We start from the raw sequence: 20,045 nt of genomic DNA, 5'->3' as shown, positions 1-20,045 counted from the left end.
ACGTCTATCCCTGATACACCGTTTCAATAGTGTTTTAGGGCTCGGTTCTGGATGAAGTGGTATGACTTTGCACGCCAGAGAGATAAACCAGGACGTACGGGAGCTGGGTGCGCTCCTGGGCGAAGTGCTGGAGGCACAGACCTCGACCGAAGCGTTCGAAACGGTAGAAACGATTCGGAACTCGTGTATCGACTACCGGCGCGGGGACGCCGAGACGCGGGACGAGGTCCACCGGGCACTGAACCGGCTGAATCCGGAGACGCAGGACATTGTCGCACGCGCGTTTACTACCTACTTCGAACTTATCAATCTCGCCGAGGAACGCGAACGGGTCCGGGAAATCCGAGAAGGCAGTCAGGAAGGCGTGCTGGCAGACAGCGTCGAGGAAGCCGTCCGGGACCTGGCCGAACGCGGCGCGGACCCGGAGGAGTTCGAGCAGGTCCTCGAAGACGTGCTCATCCAGCCGACGTTCACGGCCCACCCGACCGAAGCCCGCCGGAAGACAGTGAAGGCGAAGCTCCGGTCAGTGGCCCGTGACATCGAACGACTCGACGAGCGGCGACTCACCGAACGCGAACAGAATCGTATCGAGCGGGATCTCGACGCCGAAGTGACAAGCCTCTGGCAGACCCCGCAGGTACGGGACCGCCGGCCGGAGGTCACCGACGAGGCACTGAACGTGCAGTGGTACCTCGAAAACGTCCTGTTCGATGTCATCGACGAGGTGTACGACGAACTCGAACACACGCTCGAAGACGTGTACGACGAGGACATCGATATCGACACCCTCTACGAGTTCCGCTCGTGGGCCGGCTCGGACCGTGACGGCAACCCGTTTGTCACCACCGAGGTGACCGAGGAGACCCTAGAGCGCCAGCGCGATACCGTCCTGCCGCTGTACCGCAACAAGCTCAAGGAACTCTCCGGCGTGCTCAGTCAGGACGCCTCGAACATCGCGACCGACGCGCTGTTCAACGAGCGACTGGACCGGCACAAGTCCAGGCTCCCCGGCATCGCCGCGGAGGCTGAGGAACGCTATCCGGACGAGCCCTACCGCCAGAAGCTCCGGCTGATGCGCGAATCCGTCATCCGGGTCAGCGACGTTCGTCAGGGCGGCTACGAGAACGAGGAGGAACTGCTGACCGACCTCCGCGTCATCGCCGACAGTCTTCGGGAGAACGACGCCGAAGTCATCGCAGAGGCTCACGTCGACCCGCTGATCCGCAAAGTCGAGACATTCGGCTTCACCCTCGCTAGCCTCGATCTGCGCGACCACCGGAAGATGCACACCGACGCCATCGCCGAGGCTGTCGACCGGCAAGGCATCGATTACGCGGCGATGGACGAGGACGAGCGCGTCGAGTTCCTGACCGAAGCGATTCTGCAGGACAACCCCGTCATCGACATGGAAGACACCGAGGGGCTCTCGGAGGATGCTACCCGCGTCCTCGACCGCTTCCGCGCCACCGCCGACTGGCAAAACGAGTTCGGCATCGACGCTATCGACACCTACGCCATTTCGTGGTGTGAGGAGCCCAGCCACGCGCTTGAAGTTCTGTTCCTCGCTGACCAGGTCGACATCGTCGACTTGCCCGGTTACTGCGGGTTCGACGTGGTGCCGCTGCTGGAATCGGAGTACGCCCTCTCGGGCGCGCGCCGCATCATGGGCACGCTGTTCGAGAACGAAGCCTACTCTCAGGCACTGGAGGCCCGGGACAACATTCAGGAAATCATGCTGGGCTACTCCGACTCGAACAAGGAGAACGGCTTCCTCGCCGCCAACTGGTCGCTGTACAACAACCAGAAGCGTCTGGCGGACATCACGGACGACTACGACGTGGAGATGCGTCTGTTCCACGGCCGCGGCGGCTCTATCTCTCGCGGTGGCGGTCCGATGAACGACGCCATGCTGGCCCTGCCAAACGAGACGGTGACCGGCCAGATCAAGTTCACCGAGCAGGGCGAGGCCATCGCCGAGAAGTACGCCAACCACGACATCGCCGAGCGCAACCTCGAACAGATGCTCAACGCCCAGATTCGGGCGCGGAAAAACGCCATCGAGGAGCCGGTCGAGGAGATCCCCGACGAGTGGGAGGACGCAATGGAGACGGCGGCCGATGCTGCCCGCGACGAGTATCAGGACCTGCTTGAGACCGACGGCTTCGTCGAGTTCTTCGAGCAGGCGACGCCCATCACCGTCATCGAGAACCTCAACATGGGCTCGCGACCGGCCTCCCGCAGCGAGGACCGCAGCGTCGAGGACCTCCGTGCCATCCCGTGGGTGTTCTCCTGGACGCAGGCCCGCTGTATCATCCCCGGCTGGTACTCCATCTCGACCGGGCTGGACGCATACCTAGAAAACGGCGGCGATATGGAAACGCTACAGGAGATGTACGAGAACTGGCCGTTCTTCCGGACGAAACTCGACAACGCGTCGCTGGCACTCGCCCGTACCGACCTCGGAATCGCCGAGGAGTACGCCGACCTCGCCGACCCCGAACTCCGCGAGCGTATCTACCCGCGAATCGTCGAGGAGTACGAGGACACTGTCGAGAAGGTGCTCGAAATCACTGGGCAGGACGGGCTCCTCTCGCGGGACTGGCTCAAGGAGAACCTTGAGCGCCGGAACCCGTACGTCGACCCGCTGAACCTGTTGCAGGTCCGCCTGCTCAAGCAGTCCCACCGGACCGAAACCGAGCGCCGGACCCTGCGGCTGACCGTCCAGGGCATCGCGGCCGGAATGAAAAACACTGGGTGAGCCACTGAGCGTCACCGGCTGCGGCATAGCTGGAATAACTTACTACGAAAGTAGTACCCATCGAAGGATTTAGGCGTCTGCCCCCGGAGTAGCCGGTATGGCACTCGAAACCGTTCTTCTCGCAGTCGGACCGAACGACGCCGACCGAATCGACGAACTCGCTGACGCCGTGCTTGATATCGCGAGTCCGGCCGGCGCGACGGTCATCGTTGCACACGTATTCACCGACGACCAGTACGACGGCGTTGTCGACAGGCTCGAATTCGAATCGACCGGCGAAGCCGACCCCGACGAAGTCGCCGACCGCCACACAACCGTCCGGGAACTTGTCTCACGGTTCGACGACGCCGGTCTGTCGACGCAGGTCCGGGGTGCCGTGGGCAACCACGGCGAACAGATCGTCAGCCTCGCAGAGGTGACGGAGTCGGACCTCGTCGTCGTCGGCGGCCGCAAGCGCTCGCCGACCGGCAAGGCCGTCTTCGGCTCCACCGCACAGGAAGTCATGCTGAACGCGCCGTGCCCAGTCACGTTCGTCCGCGGCGAAGAGTAGGAGGTACTTACTCGACCAGCGCGGCTTCAAGGAGTTCGAGCGGGTGGCGGATCTCGTATCCGCTCCCGTGTTCCATCTGCATCGCACAGGTCGGGCACTCGGTCATACCGGTATCGCCTTCGGCGTGTTCCATGTGCTCGAACATCTCCTCGCCGATTTCCATCGACTTCTCGTATTTTTCCTCTTTCCAGCCGTAGGTTCCCGAGATGCCGGAACAGGAGTCGCCCACGTCCTCAACTTCAGCGCCGTCGAGGTCGCGGAACAGTTCGACGGCCTGGCGATCAAGCCCCTGGTTGCGTGAGTGACACGGGGCGTGGTAGGCGAACTCTTCGGCCAGCTCGCCGTCCACGTCAGCCGCCTGCACTTCGCCCTTGAGGTCCTCGTGGATGCGGAGGTACTCGACGGCTTCGAACGTGTTCTCCGCCACTTTGTCGATGCCGTCGATGTCGAACAGTTCGGGGTACTCCTGTCGGAGCGCCATCGAACAGGAGGTACAGGAGGCGATGGCGTGGTAGCCCTCGTCGACGAGTTCTGACATCGACGAGACGTTGGTCTCGGCGTGGCGGCGGGCGTCGTCGAGCATCCCGTTGGCGAACATCGGCGTCCCAGAGCACTTCTGTTCTGGCGCGACGACCTCGTAGCCGAACTCCTCGTACACCCGGACCATGGCCTTGCCGACCTCCGGCGTGTTGTAATTGGAGTAACAGCCGTGGAAATACGCGACCTTCTTGTCGGCGTCCTCGGGGAGTCCGCGGCGCTCGCGCGCTTCCCTCGCGTTCTCACGCGAGGCCGCCTGACCGCCGCGGTCGGCCCACCACTCGCGGAAGGTCTGCCGTGCAAACTCGGGGAAGTCGCGCTCGCTGGTGACGCCAAGTGTCTTCTCCATGACCCAGCGGGCCGGGCCGAAGTTCATGGCGAAGTTGGCCAACCGCGGGACCTTGCTCGCAAAGAACGCGGAGGTGCGGTAGTTCGCCAGAATGCGGTTGCGGATGTACTCGACGGAGAGTTTGTCCATCTGCTCGCTGACATACTCCCCGCGAGCGGTGTTGTGCATCTGGCTGAGCGGGACGCCAGACGGACAGGCGTTGTCACAGCGCATGCAGTTCGAGCAGTCCATCACCGAGTCGTCGACGGTGTAGTCGTCGTCGGACTGCTTGAGCCGCCACTGTTCGGGACCCTGGAACTTCGGGCCGGGGAAGTCGTCGTCGACCTCCGCGACAGGGCAGTTCGTGTCGCAGGTCGAGCATTTATAACAGGAGTCCGCGCCGGGACGGAGGTCGAAGTCGTCGCTGTCGGGGAAGACATCAACTGGTTCGAACTCTTCGCCTGTATTCGGTGCTACCGGGTCAAACTCTGTCTCTGGTGGGGTTTCAGCGTCACTCATCGTGCCTCCTGTGCGGCGCGCTGGCCCGCCGCGTAGCCTGTTGCAATCGAGACCCCGCTACCGGACTTCTCGGCGGCGAAGTCGTACCCGCCAAGCACGGAGCCGGCGGCCCGCAGGTTCTCGAACTCGCTGTGCTCACTCGCGTCGAGGGGGCGCAGGTCGTCGTCGGTCGCCACGCCGTAGCGGGCGAACTCGTGGTCGCCAAACAGTTGGCCCTCGAACCAGTCGTAACGGTCCTCGGCGTGGGGGACGTGGCAATCGAAGATAGGTTCGTACACACCCTCGCGGTCGGACTCGACGCCCTTGCCGACGAAGCCGCCGGTCGCGAGGACGTACTGGTCGGCGCTGTTGGGAATCTTCGCACCGTTCTTCTCGATGAATACCTTCTCGATGCGGTCCTCGCCCTCGAAGTCGACGACGGGGTTGCCGGTCTCGATGCTGGCCCCGGCCTCGTCAAGCGCCGCAAACAGCGCGTCCTCAAGGCGGAGGCCGGGCAGCGACGGCGGCCCCATCGGGACTTCGAACACGTCGACGCCGAGGCGGTCGCCCAGTGCGTCGCGGATCGCGCCGGGATTGTCGTCGCCGAGAATTGCCGGGAACCCGACCCGATCCTCGTCCTCCAGCAACGGGTTCACGCGCTGTGCCAGCGCCTCGCGGGCCGGGACCATGCGCCCGCGGACCGCCACCTCGCTGTTGGTATCGAGCAGTTTGGCGTATCGGGTGACCTTCGCGTCCGCGCGCAGGTCGCCCGGGAATCGGATCGTCTCGCCGCGGACATCGAACGGGACGCCCGTCGCGTCGAGATGGGCAGCGACGTGGGGGGCGTCGAAGTCGACCATCTCCTCGATGCCGACAAGCAGCGTGTCGCGGGTGTCGCTGGCGAGGCCGGCGCTGGCTCCAGCCGGGTAGCGGGCGGTCGGCTTGATACTCCCGCCGTGGGTCGGCAAGAGCGCGTTCGTCTCCGTGTGTTCGCCTTCGTAGGTCGGGACCGCGTCGTCAAACAGCGACAGCGCGTCACGGACCGTCTGGACGCCGACTTTCCGGTACGGGTGGCTCTCCGGGAGCGACGGAATCGCCTCGTACGGGTTGGTCAGTGGGCCGTCGCCGTCTGGCGTGTAGCCGAGCACGTCAACCAGGCCAGACGCCTGGCGAAGCGTGCTCTGCTTGTAGGAAACCAGTCGCACGTCGGCTCCTTCTCGGGCGGCCGCCAGCGCACTGGTCAGTCCGCCGAGGCCGCCGCCGATGACGAGTACCTCTGACTCAATAGCCATCTGTCCCTCCGTCGGCGGCCACGTCCGCGCTGTCGACGCCGCCCGCCTGACTGTGGCCGGTGTCGAACGCCGAGAAGTCGACCGGCTCGCCGTCCGCCGGGTCCTGATCGCGGTTCTGTGTCGTTGCGTGCAACGCGTAGTTCAACGCCGCCTGCGAGAGCTGTTCGCCCCAGAGGGCGTGGCGCTGGCCCTTCCAGCGCTCCTGGAGCAGTTCATCCCAGGCCTCGCGGACGATGCTCTCGTCGTACTCCGAGTGGAGTTCGCTCGCCATCCGGTGGGAACAGAAGCCGCCCTGGCAGTTGCCCATCGACGCGCGGGTGCGGATGCGGACGGCGTTGAGGTCCGAGCCGGACCCTTCGATAGCGTCCTGAATCTCGGCGCGGGTGACGCCTTCACATTCGCAGACGGTCGGGTTCGGGCCGTCCGTTTTGAGTACCTCGTCGGCCCGGGAGCCGAGTCGCTCGACGCTCCGCCGACCGATGGGCGAGCGCAGCCCGAACTCGTCCATGTAGTCTCGGAGCACCGAGAAGTCCTCGCTGCCCGGAAGTGGCTCGTCGGCGGTCCGGCAGTCGGCGTCGATGCCGAACTTCCCGCAGACGTGGTCGCTTATCTGCTCGCCCATCATCCGGTAGGTCGTGAACTTCCCGCCGACAATGCTGGTCATGCCGGGGAGGTCGTCGCGCTCGTCGTGATCGAGCAGGAAGAAGTCCCGCGTGATGTCGGTCGGGTCGTCACTGCCGACGTCCGGCGGTTCGTACAGCGGGCGAACGCCCCAGAACGAGCGAATGGTCCGCGCCTCGTCGAGCATCGGAACCAACTCCGAGAGGGTGTCGATCATCATGTCGACCTCCCACTGCTCCTCGGGGTAGTCTTCGGGGTCCTCGACCTCCTCGTCAGTCGTCCCCAGAATCGCAGTCGTCTCGTGGGGAACGACGATGTCCGCGTCGCCCTTCGGTCGACAGCGGTTGATGACGGTGTCGACCTGACGGATGTTCATGATGGTCATGACACCCTTGGAGGGGCGAACTTCGATATCCAGCCCGGCCATGTCACCGATGCGGCCGGCCCAGGCACCAGTTGCATTCACGACGTAATCAGCGCGGATCTGTTCGGTTCCGCCCTCCGTGCCGTGGACGCGCTTGCCGGGGCCGGAGTCGTGTTCGACCTCGATGCCGACGACCTCGCCGCTCTCGACGAGGAGGTCGGTCACTTTGGAGTGGGTCTCGATGCGCGCGCCGTGTTCCTGTGCGCTCGCGGCGTTCGCGACGACCAGCCGGAACGGGTCGATGGCCCCGTCAGGAACGCTGATTGCCTTGTCGATGTCCTTCGCCAGGTGTGGCTCCATCGCGCGGGCTTCTTCGCCCGAGACGACTTCGGCGGGGATGCCGCACTCCTCACAGCCGCTGAGCTTCTTCTGGAAATACTCCTCGGAGTCCTCAGGTCGCTTGACGAACAGGCCACCGGTCATTTCGACACAGTGGCTTGCGATGTCACGCAGTACCCGGTTTTCCTCGATACACTCGGTCGCGCTGGCCTGGTCCGAGACGGCGTATCGCCCGCCGCTATGGAGCAGCCCGTGCATTCGACCGGTGGTCCCGTGGGTTAGATTCCCCTGTTCTACGAGGGTCACGTCGAGCCCGCGCATCGCGAGGTCCCGCGCGATGCCCGCCCCAGTCGAGCCGCCACCGATGACGGCGATGTGTGGTGTCGGTCCCATCTATCTTTCCGTGATTTTGGAGCGCACACACTTCACTTTACCGTTGCTGGTGCTTGGACAGTAAATTTTCTATGTAATCATGAGGAATACCGTGACACCTACTGTTAATTGTGAACGCACAGCATATTATTTTTCGCTGATTGGCCAGGTAGTGGTTGACCACATTCTCTCAAATTCGAGAGATAACTCCATATTTTCAAATACTGGCGTACTAGAGACGACGTTGTAGAATGGAAACCGCGCTCGCGTATTAATTATCACTCCTACCGTTTCGACAGTAACTATTATATATTTTGATAGTGGACTATTCCCGAGAGCGTGTTGGTCGTTCGGCCAACGGGAGCGACAATGAGTAAATGGAACCCACTTGATTCAGAAGACGGCCCGCCTGACAGGGAGCACACCGACGGCGGCGTCACAGAGGGGCGGGATGGAAACGAGTCTGAGACTGAACCGCCGTCAGCAGAAGCCCTCCAGAAGGACGCAGAGACCGAAAACGACCCTGAACGGGCGGAACTGGAAGCACGATGTGAGCAACTGGCGGCGGAACTCGAACAGGAGCGGGCAGACCGCCAGGCGCTCGAAACCACTGTCGACCGTCTCACGTCTGTTGCCAAGGCGAACGCTAACGGCGACCTGACCGCAAAACCCGGACAGCCACCAGCTGAGGCGGCTGAGCCGCTGTACGACGCATACGAGGAACTGCTCCGGGAATGGACTGACACTGTCGATCGGATGGCGTCGTTCAGCGAACAGGTGACCGCCGCAACGGAACAGGTCGACACCCGTCTCGGATCGGTCAAGTCCGCCAGCCGGGATGTGAGCGGTGCTGTCGGCGAGATTTCGGCTGGTTCGGACGAGCAGCGCGACGAGATACAGTCGATTTCCGACGAGATGCGGAACCTCTCGGCGACGATTGAGGAGATAGCGAGCGCCGCAAACGAGGTTGCGGACACGTCAAGCGAAGCCAGCGCTCGGGGCGAATCCGCACTAGAGTCGGCGTCCTCGGCGATGACGACGCTCGACCGATTGACTGACAACGCCGAAGCGACCGTCGACAAGGTCGAACAACTGAACGACCTGCTGTCTGACATCGAGGAGATTGTGGGCTTCATCACGGACGTCGCGGACCAGACCAATATGTTGGCACTGAACGCCAACATCGAAGCGGCCCGAGCAGGGGAATCCGGCGACGGGTTCGCCGTCGTGGCTGAGGAGGTCAAATCGCTCGCAACAGAGACGAAGGAAGCGACTGACGAGATTGCAGCGTCTATCCAGGAGGTTCACGAACAGGCTGACGCGACGGTTTCGGAGATGTACGATACCCGGAAGAGTGTCGAAGACACCCGCTCGTCAGTCGCCAGTGCGCTTGATGAACTGGATTCCGTCGTCTCGATGGTCGAGGAGGTCGATTCGAGCGTCCAGGAGATTGACGATGCGACGGATACGCAGGCCGACTCCACACAAGAAGTCGTGTCGATGGTCGACGATGTCGAGGATATCAGCGCCCGGACAGCCGAAGAGGCAGCTGTCGCCGCCGACGCCGCAGCGGACCAGACAACGGAACTTGCAGAGGTCTCGACGCGAGTTTCCACGCTTACCGAGCGGGCTGAATCGCTTGAAGCGTCGCTGGGGTCCTTCGAACTGGCGACCGGTTCGGCGGCGGCGACCACGGACGGAACTGTCGTCGAATTCTGGCACGCGATGGGCGGCGAGAAGGCGTTACTGCTGGAAGACCTCGTCCGCGAGTTCGAATCACAGACCGACGGGATCAGTCTCGCGCTGCGGTCGAAAGGGAGCTATCGCGGGACTCTCGATGCGACGCTGAACGCCGCTGAAAACGGTGACCCACCGGCGATCGCACAGATATTCGAGATTGGCACCACGCGTGCGCGCGATAGCGGTCATTTCATCCCGGTCGAAGAACTGCTCCCGAGCGCTCACATCGACGCGCTGCTCGATCCAGTGACGAACTACTACCGTTTCGACGGGACGCTCCACTCGCTGCCGTTCAATGCGTCGAACCCGGTGATGGCGTACAACCGGGACGCGTTCAGACAGGCTGGGCTCGATCCCAGTTCGCCGCCGGAAACCCTCGCTGACGTTCGGAGCGCAGCTGAGACGCTCGTCGACCGGGGTGGCGTGGACACTGGTATCACGTTCGCGAACTACTCGTGGTTCGTCGAACAGTGGTTTGCCGAAGCTGACCAGCTCCTCGTAGACGAGAACAACGGACGGTCCGGGTCGCCGACAGAGAGCTATCTTGACGGGGAGTTCGCCCACGACTTATTCGAATGGTGGCAGACCCTCGAAGCGGACGGACTGTACCACGACCCCGGAATCGAAGCCAGAGGGGCGGCTCGGACCCACTTTGCCGAGGAGAACGCCGCGATGCTCATCGGCTCGACGTCGTCGCTGAACAGTATCGAACGTAGCGCCGACTTCGATGTCGGAACCAGCCAGCTCCCAGTGCTCGACGACCGGACCGGTGTACTCGTCGGCGGCGCATCCCTCTGGGTCGGCGATGCAGTTTCCGGGGCCGTACACGACGCTGTCGGGGAGTTCCTCACCTGGCTTACCGAACCAGCCCAGCAGCGACGGTGGCACCAGGAAACCGGGTACTTCCCGGTCCACGAGGAGACGATTCCACGGCTCCGGGCCGACAACTGGTTTGACCGGAACCCCCACTACAGAACGGCGTTCGACCAGCTCATGGAGACGCGCGATACCACTGCAACGCGGGGCGCGCAGATCGGACCGTTCGATACGGTTCGAACAATCATCGAAGATGCCGTCGACAGTATGGATGGGCCTGATTCGGTTCCGTCTGCACTTGACCGCCTCGACACACAGGTCACAAAGCAGCTTGAGCGGTACAATTCCGGACGGTAGCGCCGTCCCGGCCTTTCTTTACTCCCCAAACATCACCATTAGTAATCTTTATAATGGTTCACTATGTTGTTTACTGGCAAGGTGGTAGCTTTCATAAATAAGCTACCTCCACCACGGAGAACACAACAATGGCAGACACATACGTTGGCGCGATCGACCAGGGAACGACCGGTACCCGCTTCATGGTATTCGACCACAGCGGCCAGGTCGTTGCGAACGCCTACGAGAAGCACGAACAGATTTATCCGGAGCCCGGCTGGGTTGAGCACGACCCCGTCGAAATCTGGGAAAACACGCAGGAAGTCGTGACGAAAGGGCTGGCGGACGCAGGTGTCGGTGCCGAACAGCTCGAGGCGCTCGGCATCACGAACCAGCGCGAGACGACGATCGTCTGGGACAAGGAGACCGGCAAACCGGTCCACAACGCGCTGGTCTGGCAGGACCGCCGAACCACCGACCGGGTCGAGGAAATCCAGGAAGAGGACAAGGTCGAGTGGATCCGGGGGAAGACCGGGCTGGAATGTGACGCCTACTTCTCGGCGACAAAGACTGAGTGGATCCTCGACAACGCGGAACCGCTCAAGATGCAGAGCTCGCGCGGCGCTGACCTCCGCGAACGGGCCGAAGACGGCGAGCTCCTGATGGGGACCATCGACGCGTGGCTCATCTACAAGCTCACCGGCAACCACATCACGGACGTCTCGAACGCATCGCGGACGATGCTTTACAACATCCACGACATGGAGTGGGACGACGAACTCCTCGAAGAGTTCGGCGTTCCGAAGTCCATGGTTCCGGAAGTCCGCCCGTCTTCCGACGAGAGTCTGTACGGCCACACCGACGCGGACGGCTTCCTCGAAGAGGAAGTCCCCGTTGCGGGCGCGCTGGGTGACCAGCAGGCCGCACTGTTCGGCCAGACGTGCTTCGATAAGGGTGATGCGAAGAACACGTACGGGACCGGCGCGTTCTACCTGATGAACACCGGCTCCGAAGCAGTCGCCTCGGACAACGGCCTGCTGACGACCGTCGGCTTCCAGATGTCCGGTGAACCCGTTCAGTACGCGCTGGAAGGCTCCATCTTCATCGCCGGCGCGGCCATCGAGTGGCTCGAAGACGTCGACCTCATCAACAACGCCGCCCAGACCGCAGAACTGGCCCGCTCGGTTGACTCAACCGACGGTGTCTACATGGTTCCGGCCTTCACTGGTCTCGGCGCTCCGCACTGGGACGGGCGCGCTCGCGGGACCATTGTCGGGATGACTCGCGGCACGCGAAAGGAGCACATCGTGCGTGCGACTCTAGAGTCTATCGCGTACCAGACCCGCGACCTCGCGGAAGCGATGGAAGAAGACTCCGGCGTCGAGATGACGACGCTGCGAGTCGACGGTGGTGCCGTCAAGAACAACTTCCTCTGTCAGCTCCAGTCCGACATCATCCAGACGGACATCGCTCGGCCGCAGGTTGACGAGACCACTGCCCTCGGGTCAGCATACGCCGCCGGCCTCGCTGTTGGGTACTGGGACACTGTCGACGAACTCCGGGACAACTGGCAGATCGACGAGGAATTCTCGCCCGAGATGGATTCCGGGAAGGCAGACAAGATGTACGCTCGCTGGGACGACGCCGTCGACCGTTCCCGCGACTGGGCACAGGAGGAGTAATCCATGATAGAGACCCTTCCGCTCCAAATTCCCGTTTTCGGTATGGGAGTTCCGGATCTCCTACTGCTGATAATCGCCGCCTTCGCGGGCGGTGCCTTCGGCGCAGCAGTCGGCGCGCTCCCGGCGTTCTGTTTCACCGGCTTCATGGTCATCGCCGGGCAGGCAGTCGCAATTCTCCGAGGCAGCCTCGTCGGCCAACTCGGAGAACTCGGCGCTGATGGGCTGGCGACCGGCGTGACCGGCGCTATCGCGTTCGGTCCCGTCTTCGGCCCACACATCTCCTTCGCGGGCGGTGCCGCAGCGGCCGCGTACGCCGCAAAGAGCGATGGGATGTACGAGCCGGACGACGGCGACTACCACCCCGCAAAGGACATCGCCTACGCGCTCGGGACGCGACCGGACATCCTCGCAGTCGGTGGCCTGTTCGGTATCTTCGGGATGGTTGTCCAACAACTGTCCAGTGGACTTTTGCTCCCGTGGGACCCGATTGCGCTGGGCGTCGTTCTGTCGGCTGTCGCCCACCGCATCGCGTTTGGCTACCCGCTGATCGGTGCTGGCAGTCGGAACATTCTCGATATGTCGCCGTTCGAGAACGGCGAGAAGCGGATGGCGACGGACGGTGGCAGTGCCGAAGCGACTGACGGCGGCGTGGCAGAATCGTACCGCCTTGCGGTCGAGCCGTGGCTGCCCCACCAGTACCGGTGGGCGAACGTCGCGATGATCGGCCTCGTCGCCGGCCTGCTTGGTGGCTGGATCGCTATCCAGACCGGCAGTGCGTTCCTCGGCTTCGGTATCTCCGCAGCGAGCCTAACATTCCTCAACCTCGGCGTTGAGAAGATTCCGGTGACCCACCACATGACCTTGCCCGCAAGCACGGCCGCGCTGGCCGTCTTCGGCGGTGCGCCAGAGCTGGGTACGATGGCCGCCGTCATCGCCATCCTCGTTGCCGGCGTGTTCGGTGCCTACGGCGCACTCATCGGTGAGGTCGTCCAGCGCGTGTTCTACGCACACTCGGACACCCACTTTGACCCGCCCGCAGCGGCAATCGTTGTCGCGACGTTGACCGTCTTTATCCTCGCTGTCGTGGGCGTCTTTGGCGGCACCTCCTGGGTCCCGGCCCTGGGTATGCTCTAAAGCGGTACCTCTATATTCCCGTCCCAAACGCTATAACACATATCTCTCTGAACGATGGACATTGAAGCGAGAATCAAGCGTCGACAACGCCGGAACGGTGAGCCACGGCTCATTCAGGATTACGAGTCCATCTCACCGGTCGTCCACATCGAGGAGCCGGCCGACCGAGGTCCGGTCCTCGAACGGCTCCTCGACCACCTCGACCCGGTGTTCGATGGCCAGCTTCCGCCCAACGCGTACGTGTACGGCCCCCACGGTTCAGGGAAGTCCGCGGTTATCACGGCGCTGTTCGCCAACTTAGAACAGCTCCCGACGGAGCAACAGGCGATCATCCACACGACGACCCGTGCACAGCCACCGACCTCTCCGTCGTTCGTCTATGTGAACGCCAGAGAGACCGCAAGCGAGTTTGCGTTCTACCACGCAATCTTGGACGCACTCGTTGACGAATCGGTGCCGGAACACGGAATTGGGACGGAGACGCTCAAATCACGGCTCCACGACCTCGTCCGAGAGCAACGCACGGGGATCGTCATTGCAGTCGACCACATCAGCGAACCGGAGAGTATCCAGGCACCGGACCTCGTTGACCTGTTTGCTGGCTTACCGAGCAACGTCAGCTGGCTGGCTATCGGTCGCGACGACCCGTCGGCGACTGAACTGACACGGTACACCGCGGAGTCGATCAGTATCGACCGCTATCAACGGCAGATGCTCGTCGACGTGTTGATGACCAGAGCTTCGAACGGGCTGGCTCAGCAGGGGCTCGACCACAGTCTGGCGAGGCATATCGCCGACTGGGCAGACGGAAACGCCCACGATGCCCTTGCCGCGCTGTTTATTGCTGCAGAGTTAGCCGAGGAGCGGGGTCAGGACCGCATCACACAGGCCAACGTCGACGCGGCTATCGGGGAAGTTCCCGACCCCTGTGTGTCGCTGGGCATCGTCCTCTCTCTGCCGACGAACCGGCAGGCGGTCCTCAGAGAACTCATCGACTTAGAGGAGGGCGAACGCTCTTCGGTAACGGCGACGACTGAGGCGATTGCGTCGGCAGAATCAGTCGAGCTCTCCGCCGGGACCGTCAAGCGGTTCCTCTATGAAATGGCGGAATCCGGCGTCGTCGACCGTGTCGAGGCGACAGTCACCAACGGGCAGGGACGTCCGCCGAGCCGTGTCGAGCCGCGGTTCCCTCCGACGGCCTTCCGGCGGCTGTACGACCTGCAACAGTAACGCGACGGTGCGGTTTTGTCGACGCTTTTCAGACGCGCTGTGACGGGTCGCCTGTGCCGCCAGTCAGCGCGGACGCCAGTGCGCCGCGAACCACGACATCGTCGCCAAACTGCGTCAACTGGATATCCGGAATGTTCGACATCACCATGTCATCAAGTCGGTCCCGGATGGGGTCTAGCACCTGCTCAGGGTTATTGAGCGCAACGGCCCCGCCAACGTAAACCACGAGGGGCGCGTACGCGTGGACAATGTTAGCAACGCCGATTGCGTTCCAGTGACAGATCTGATCGAGAACGTGTGAGGCGAACTCGTCTTCGCCGGCGTACTCGAAGATATCCGCCGCAGAAAACTCCTCTGTCTCGATTGGGAGTGCCGTCTCGACAGGGTCCTCTCGGTGGAGCTGTGTGGCATACCGCGGGATGTTCTCGCCCGAGCAGTACGCTTCCCAGTGGCCGTCGTGTCCGCAGCCACAGGTCATGAACCCGTGCGGGTCAATCGTCAAGTGGCCGACTTCCCCGGCGTTGCCGTCCCAGCCTGAGAGGATGTTCCCGTCGACAGCGACTCCAGCGCCGACTCCGGAGGAGATAGTGAGATACACCATGTCATCGGGGCTTCGGTCCGAATAAAACCGTTCGCCAATGACGCCGGCGTTGGCGTCGTTGTGCAACGAGACCCGCTCGCTGCCGATGAGGTTCTCGACCGGCCCGGTCAGCGGAATCCGGTCGATGGTGTCTGGAAGGTTTGCTGGGTTTTCCACGACGCCTTCAGCCAGATCCATCGGACCGAAGGACCCGATACCGGCGGCAATCACGTCTGTCGGGGCGATATCAGCAGCGTCGCAGGCCTGCCGAATCGCGTCGAGGACCGCTTCCGTGACCGCGATACCTGCCGGTCCACGCGGTGTCTCAGTTTTGTGTGACTCGACTATCGAGCCCGTCTCGTCACCGATAACAGCCCGAATATGTGTCGCTCCGAGGTCGACCCCTGCGTAAGCGCCCATGCTGGTCGAAGGGTTGCCCCACCGATACTTAACTACACAGATTCTACTGCGATTAGTAGTCTCGCTCTCTGCCCGAGATGTCCTCTCGTCCAACGGCCTCTTCGTAGACGACGCCGCGTTCGGAATCCAGTGTGACAGTCGCCCCGTCGGAGACCGTATCAGGCAGGTCCGCGTTCGATATCATCGGAATCGAAAGCTCACGGGCAACGATGGCCGCGTAGCTCGTGACACCCTCGTGGCCGTCGATGATGCCGCCGATGTGGCTGGTGTCGCCGACGAATTCGCCGTCGAATCCCTCCGGAACAGCCAAGATCGCCCCGTCGGGGACGTTTGAGAGATCGCCCGGCGACTCCCGGGGCGGTGCTGTCGAAATCCGATGGACAGGACCGGTCACTAACCCGTCGACGATGGAGCGACCGCTGGTGACCGTTTCGGCCGCGACGTGGACTTTCAGCATATTCGCCGTGTTCATCCCCTCCAGTTCGGTCATCATTCCAGAGAGGACGACGACCGTGTCACCGCTGTCCGCGGCCTCGGTGTCGAGGGCCGCCTGAACTGCCGTCTGGATGACGGCGTCAGCGCCCTCGGTAGTGTACTCGGTCGTTACGGGCGTGATACCCCACGAAAGCGCGAGCTTCCGGCGGACGCGCTCGCTCGGCGTCGACGCGACGATGGGGATCGACGGCCGGTACTTCGCCGATTTCAGCGCGGTGTAGCCGGACTCGGACGCCGCGACAATCGCCGACGCGCCGATGTCGCGGGCGAGGAACCGACCGGAGCGCGCGAGCGCGTCCGTTCGGGTATCACCGGCGTTTGGCACGCGCTGTTCGCGGGACTCGGCGTACTCCTCGCTGCCCTCGACATCACGGATGATCCGGTCCATGGTCTCGACGACGCGGGTCGGATGGTCGCCGATGGCCGTCTCGCCAGAGAGCATCACTGCATCCGTGCCGTCAAGAACTGCGTTTGCCACGTCCGATGCCTCTGCACGGGTCGGCCGCCGGGAGTGGACCATCGAGTCAAGCATCTCGGTGGCCGTGATGACGGGAACACCAGCCTCGTGACACCGGCGGATGATGCGCTTTTGAATGATCGGGACATCCTCGAGCGGGCACTCCACACCGAGGTCACCGCGGGCGACCATCACGCCATAGGCCTCGTCGATGATCGAATCGAGGTTCTCGACGGCCCCGGCTCGTTCGATCTTGGCGATGATGGGGATGTCGACGCCGCGCTCTTCGAGGGCCTGGCTGATCTCGTAGATGTCCTCGCCGTCGCGGACGAACGACGCGGCCACGAAGTCGGGTTCTTTCTCGGCGGCCACGTCGAGTTCCTGTCTGTCGTTCTCCGTGATGGTCGGCAGGTCGAGTTCGACACCGGGAACGTTGACGCCTTTGCGGGCGGACAGCTTGCCGCCGTTCTCAACGGTCGCAAACACTGTATCATCATCGACGCGCTCGACAGTCGTTTCGATGCGTCCGTCATCAAGCAGCACGCGATCACCCGGCTCGACTGCGGTAATCGACTGCGAGAGACCGACCTCCTCCGGCGTCGCGTCGTCACCGACGACGTACCGGATGGTAGACCCTTCCGTGAGCTGAATCGGTTCGTCGATCTCTGCGGTGCGGACCTCCGGTCCTGGCATATCAAGCATGGCCGCGACCGGCTCCTCGACCGCTTCGTCTACCTCACGGATTCGATCAATCATCTCACGGCGGTGTTCCGGCGAACCGTGGCTCGCGTTCAGTCTGGCAACGGACATCCCGGCTTTTGCAAGTGACGCGATGTCGTCGACTGAATCCGACGCGGGACCGAGAGTACAGACGATCTTCGCGCTACGCATTGTGACCTCCGTCTCCGGGGAGCCACAGTTTACAGCGTTCATAGTTAATCATATCCTGCCGTTCCCCGCGAAGGGATAAGAAGCTTGCTGGACGGCGTAGCTACCGCGAAATCGCTTCCGTGTCGCCGCTGAGAATCGAGCGGATTTCGTCGGGGGACACAACGGCAATGTCGCCCGGAATCGTCCGTTTGAGTGCGGCCGTCGCGGCCCCCCAGGCAAGCCCGTCTGCAACGGAGCCACCGGAGAGGTACTGCGAGAGGAAGCCGCCGACAAAGGAATCGCCAGTGCCGACCGGATGTGCATCGGTCGACTCGAAGGTCGGCTGCTCCGTTACGGTCCCGTCAGCGAGCGCGAGCGCCCCGTCGCTGCCGCGGGTAATCACTGTCGCTTCGAACCCGTACTCGGCAGCAAGGTCCCGAGCAATCGTTTCCGGGTCGCCAGTCCGTTCCAGCACGACGTTCGCGTCCCGTTCTGCGACGACGAGCACGTCGACAGACGGGAATAGCTCAGTCAGGACTGAACGGGCTTCGGCTGGCGTCCAGAGCTTCGAGCGGTAGTTCAGGTCGAAGCTCGTGGTCGTACCCGCGTCCTGTGCGAGCGAGAGGAGGTCAGCAGTAGTCGATTTGAGCGTCTCCGACAGCGCCGGTGTGATACCCGAGGTATGGAACCCCGCGGCGTCTGCGATAGTCTCGGTTGGAAGCTCCGCCGGTGTGGCGGTTGTGACACTGGCGTTTTGACGGTCGTAGATGACATCGTTCCCACGCGGTGGACTACCCTGTTCTAGATAGTAGGTTCCCTGTCGGGCGCTGTCCGCGTCGTCCCAAGCGATATCGACCGACACGCCGTGGTGCTTGAGTTCTCCTGTGACTCGTCGACCGACCGGCGAATCGGGGAGTTTTGAGGCCCACAGTGCATCGAGTCCAAGCCGCTGCGCAGCGACCGCAACGTTTGACTCTGCGCCGGCTGCTCTGACAGTGTACTGGTCTGCGGTCTCCAGTCGCTCGTCGTCGGGTGGCGACAACCGCAACATTGTCTCACCGAACGTAACTAACTCCGTCATATCCGACGTTGCTCACTGACTGGGTATAAATCCCGGAGAACCAGCCGCCAGACGGCTTTGTTAGTCTCTCCTTACTGCAGTGGAGCGCGTAAGCTCGTATTTTTCGCCACAGCTTATAGGCAGTATAAGTTTTCTCCAAAAGTTTATGTGCTATACTAATTAAGACACGGCAGTATGGATTCAGGGAGAGATGGAGGTGGACCGTCGGTCTCTAGGCGGAACCTACTCCGTTCGATTGGTGCGGCCGGGCTGGCCGGACTTGCAGGCTGTGGTGGCAGCGAGGCCGGAACAGATGGAGATGGGACACCGACCCCAACAGCGGTTGGAAACTTTCCGGTGTCCGGGGATTCGGTGACATTTGGTTTCAACATCGCTTCCTCTGGGGCGTACTCAACTGCCGGCAAGCAGGAACTCCGGGGGTTCAAACTCGCTGTCAAGCACATTAACAACGGCGGTGGGTGGGTAACGAGCGAGAAGTACGAGTCGCCTCTTGACGGTGACGGTCTTCTCGATAAGGATGTCGAATTCGCTGTCGAAGACACGGGTGGCAATTCAGATACCGCTCGGCGTAACGCACAGCGGCTTGTTGATAGCGAGGAAGTGATTATGCTTGCTGGCGGTACGTCCAGCAGTTCCGGCCTGGCTAATCAGAAGGTAGCCGCGAAGAACCAAGTCGTGTACATGGCGACGATGGCCAACACAAACTCGCTGACGGGGGCCGACTGTAACCGGTACTCCTTCCGCGAGATATTCAACAACCGCATGGCGGCAAAGGCGCTGGCCCCGGCACTCAGTACCGAGTTCGGAGACGACGTCAATTACGTCAAAATCTTTCAGGACAGCGACTGGGGACAGACGCTCCGGGATGATATGGATGCAGCCCTCGGAGATATCGGCTGGGCACCTGTCTGGGACACGACCGCACAGGTCGGGACAAGCGACTACTCCCAGTACGCAGCAGACATCAAATCGGTCGATTTCGACGTGATTGTGCTTGGACTCGGGGGCCTTGACGCAGTAAACGCACTCCGGGCGTTCCGAGATGAGTTCCCGGAGTCGAATATCGTTCTTCCGATGGCTTCGAAGGATATTGCCCAGACCGCAGGCGATGCGATAGAGGGCGTTATCGGAACTGTCGCCTGGAGTCCGGCAATCAACTCGCCGCTGTCCAATACCTTCCGAGAGGCGTTCCGTAAGGAGTACGGCAGTTCGACTGGTTCCTCGAAATCAGCCACTCCATCAGGGCCAGCACATATCGCATATACGCAAACGTTGCAATACGCCAGCGCAGTCGAGCGCGCGGGAACGTTCAACCCGATCGATGTCATCAGAGCGCTCGAAGGGTACGAGTACGACGCCGGCCTCGGACCGCAGACGCTTCGAGCTTGTGATCATCAGGCGATGCGTCAGGTGCCGGTTGTGAGAGGAAAGTCGGAGATACAGCAATCCTATGGTACCTACTACGAGCTGGTCGGGGAACCAGCGGACGTACAGTACGCGTGCGATAGCGACCCAGCGGCGAACTGTTCGCTTGGAGGAAACTAA

Annotated in this window: 13 protein-coding genes; 7 read left to right on the top strand and 6 right to left on the bottom strand. The window is 62.4% G+C overall.

Annotation, left to right across the window (positions count from 1 at the left end; translation table 11 throughout):
• Positions 1-61: 61 nt before the first annotated feature.
• Both ppc and DVK01_RS17060 read left to right on the top strand, forming a co-directional pair.
• Positions 62-2,758 carry a phosphoenolpyruvate carboxylase gene (gene ppc / locus DVK01_RS17065; RefSeq protein WP_101349865.1) on the top strand — a complete coding sequence of 899 codons (2,697 nt, stop codon included), beginning with the start codon at positions 62-64 and terminating at the stop codon, positions 2,756-2,758.
• 97 nt (positions 2,759-2,855) lie between these two features.
• Positions 2,856-3,308 (top strand): universal stress protein, encoded by a 453-nt coding sequence (locus DVK01_RS17060; protein WP_121537701.1) that lies wholly within the window; start codon positions 2,856-2,858, stop codon positions 3,306-3,308.
• Between the two features lie 7 nt (positions 3,309-3,315).
• On the opposite strand, the gene DVK01_RS17055 is transcribed toward DVK01_RS17060, so the two are convergent.
• From DVK01_RS17055 to glpA, 3 genes are read right to left on the bottom strand one after another with little or no spacing between them, the layout of a single operon-like run.
• Positions 3,316-4,692, bottom strand: a complete 1,377-nt coding sequence (locus DVK01_RS17055) for an anaerobic glycerol-3-phosphate dehydrogenase subunit C (RefSeq protein WP_101349863.1) — start codon at positions 4,690-4,692, stop codon at positions 3,316-3,318.
• Positions 4,689-5,963: a glycerol-3-phosphate dehydrogenase subunit GlpB gene (gene glpB / locus DVK01_RS17050; RefSeq protein ID WP_101349862.1), complete on the bottom strand. Its 1,275-nt coding sequence runs from the start codon at positions 5,961-5,963 to the stop codon at positions 4,689-4,691. The genes DVK01_RS17055 and glpB overlap by 4 nt, the downstream gene beginning before the upstream one ends.
• Positions 5,953-7,680 (bottom strand): anaerobic glycerol-3-phosphate dehydrogenase subunit GlpA, encoded by a 1,728-nt coding sequence (gene glpA, locus DVK01_RS17045; RefSeq protein WP_101349861.1) that lies wholly within the window; start codon positions 7,678-7,680, stop codon positions 5,953-5,955. Before glpA ends, glpB begins: the two co-directional genes overlap by 11 nt.
• A gap of 348 nt (positions 7,681-8,028) precedes the next feature.
• Between glpA and DVK01_RS17040 the strand changes: the two genes are divergently transcribed.
• The 4 genes from DVK01_RS17040 (at position 8,029) to DVK01_RS17025 (ending at position 14,597) form a co-directional block, all read left to right on the top strand.
• On the top strand, positions 8,029-10,572 hold the full coding sequence (locus tag DVK01_RS17040; RefSeq protein ID WP_121537699.1) for an extracellular solute-binding protein: 2,544 nt from the start codon (positions 8,029-8,031) through the stop codon (positions 10,570-10,572).
• A 128-nt stretch (positions 10,573-10,700) separates the two neighbouring features.
• Entirely contained in the window at positions 10,701-12,233 is a 1,533-nt protein-coding gene (gene glpK, locus DVK01_RS17035) for a glycerol kinase GlpK (protein WP_121537697.1), read from the top strand.
• Between the two features lie 42 nt (positions 12,234-12,275).
• Positions 12,276-13,367, top strand: coding sequence for a hypothetical protein (locus tag DVK01_RS17030; protein ID WP_199722361.1), 1,092 nt, complete (start codon positions 12,276-12,278; stop codon positions 13,365-13,367).
• Positions 13,368-13,421: 54 nt separating this feature from the next.
• Positions 13,422-14,597: a Cdc6/Cdc18 family protein gene (locus DVK01_RS17025; protein WP_101349857.1), complete on the top strand. Its 1,176-nt coding sequence runs from the start codon at positions 13,422-13,424 to the stop codon at positions 14,595-14,597.
• 28 nt (positions 14,598-14,625) lie between these two features.
• Here DVK01_RS17025 and DVK01_RS17020 read toward each other — a convergent pair whose 3' ends face one another.
• The 3 genes from DVK01_RS17020 to kdgK1 all read right to left on the bottom strand — a co-directional run bounded on the left by DVK01_RS17020 (position 14,626) and on the right by kdgK1 (position 18,500).
• The gene (locus DVK01_RS17020) at positions 14,626-15,597 is read right to left on the bottom strand and encodes an ROK family protein (RefSeq protein ID WP_101349856.1); all 972 of its coding nucleotides are present in this window, start codon (positions 15,595-15,597) and stop codon (positions 14,626-14,628) included.
• 52 nt (positions 15,598-15,649) lie between these two features.
• Positions 15,650-17,440 carry a pyruvate kinase gene (gene pyk / locus DVK01_RS17015; protein ID WP_101351421.1) on the bottom strand — a complete coding sequence of 597 codons (1,791 nt, stop codon included), beginning with the start codon at positions 17,438-17,440 and terminating at the stop codon, positions 15,650-15,652.
• A 100-nt stretch (positions 17,441-17,540) separates the two neighbouring features.
• The gene (gene kdgK1 / locus DVK01_RS17010) at positions 17,541-18,500 is read right to left on the bottom strand and encodes a bifunctional 2-dehydro-3-deoxygluconokinase/2-dehydro-3-deoxygalactonokinase (RefSeq protein WP_121537693.1); all 960 of its coding nucleotides are present in this window, start codon (positions 18,498-18,500) and stop codon (positions 17,541-17,543) included.
• 336 nt (positions 18,501-18,836) lie between these two features.
• On the opposite strand from kdgK1, the gene DVK01_RS17005 reads away from it, so the two are divergent.
• Positions 18,837-20,045, top strand: a complete 1,209-nt coding sequence (locus tag DVK01_RS17005; protein WP_101349854.1) for an ABC transporter substrate-binding protein — start codon at positions 18,837-18,839, stop codon at positions 20,043-20,045.

This window comes from Haloarcula sp. Atlit-120R, assembly GCF_003665885.1.
GTDB lineage: Archaea > Halobacteriota > Halobacteria > Halobacteriales > Haloarculaceae > Haloarcula > Haloarcula taiwanensis.
This window is presented reverse-complemented; position numbering and strand designations above follow the sequence as displayed.

Bases quoted from the DNA above. Each gene is read 5' to 3' on its own strand.
- DVK01_RS17040 (WP_121537699.1), top strand. From the start codon at position 8,029: ATGAGTAAATGGAACCCACTTGATTCAGAAGACGGCCCGCCTGACAGG.
- pyk (WP_101351421.1), bottom strand. From the start codon at position 17,440: ATGCGTAGCGCGAAGATCGTCTGTACTCTCGGTCCCGCGTCGGATTCA.
- DVK01_RS17020 (WP_101349856.1), bottom strand. From the start codon at position 15,597: ATGGGCGCTTACGCAGGGGTCGACCTCGGAGCGACACATATTCGGGCT.
- DVK01_RS17030 (WP_199722361.1), top strand. From the start codon at position 12,276: ATGGGAGTTCCGGATCTCCTACTGCTGATAATCGCCGCCTTCGCGGGC.
- DVK01_RS17055 (WP_101349863.1), bottom strand. From the start codon at position 4,692: ATGAGTGACGCTGAAACCCCACCAGAGACAGAGTTTGACCCGGTAGCA.
- DVK01_RS17060 (WP_121537701.1), top strand. From the start codon at position 2,856: ATGGCACTCGAAACCGTTCTTCTCGCAGTCGGACCGAACGACGCCGAC.
- glpB (WP_101349862.1), bottom strand. From the start codon at position 5,963: ATGGCTATTGAGTCAGAGGTACTCGTCATCGGCGGCGGCCTCGGCGGA.
- DVK01_RS17025 (WP_101349857.1), top strand. From the start codon at position 13,422: ATGGACATTGAAGCGAGAATCAAGCGTCGACAACGCCGGAACGGTGAG.
- kdgK1 (WP_121537693.1), bottom strand. From the start codon at position 18,500: ATGACGGAGTTAGTTACGTTCGGTGAGACAATGTTGCGGTTGTCGCCA.
- ppc (WP_101349865.1), top strand. From the start codon at position 62: ATGACTTTGCACGCCAGAGAGATAAACCAGGACGTACGGGAGCTGGGT.
- glpA (WP_101349861.1), bottom strand. From the start codon at position 7,680: ATGGGACCGACACCACACATCGCCGTCATCGGTGGCGGCTCGACTGGG.
- glpK (WP_121537697.1), top strand. From the start codon at position 10,701: ATGGCAGACACATACGTTGGCGCGATCGACCAGGGAACGACCGGTACC.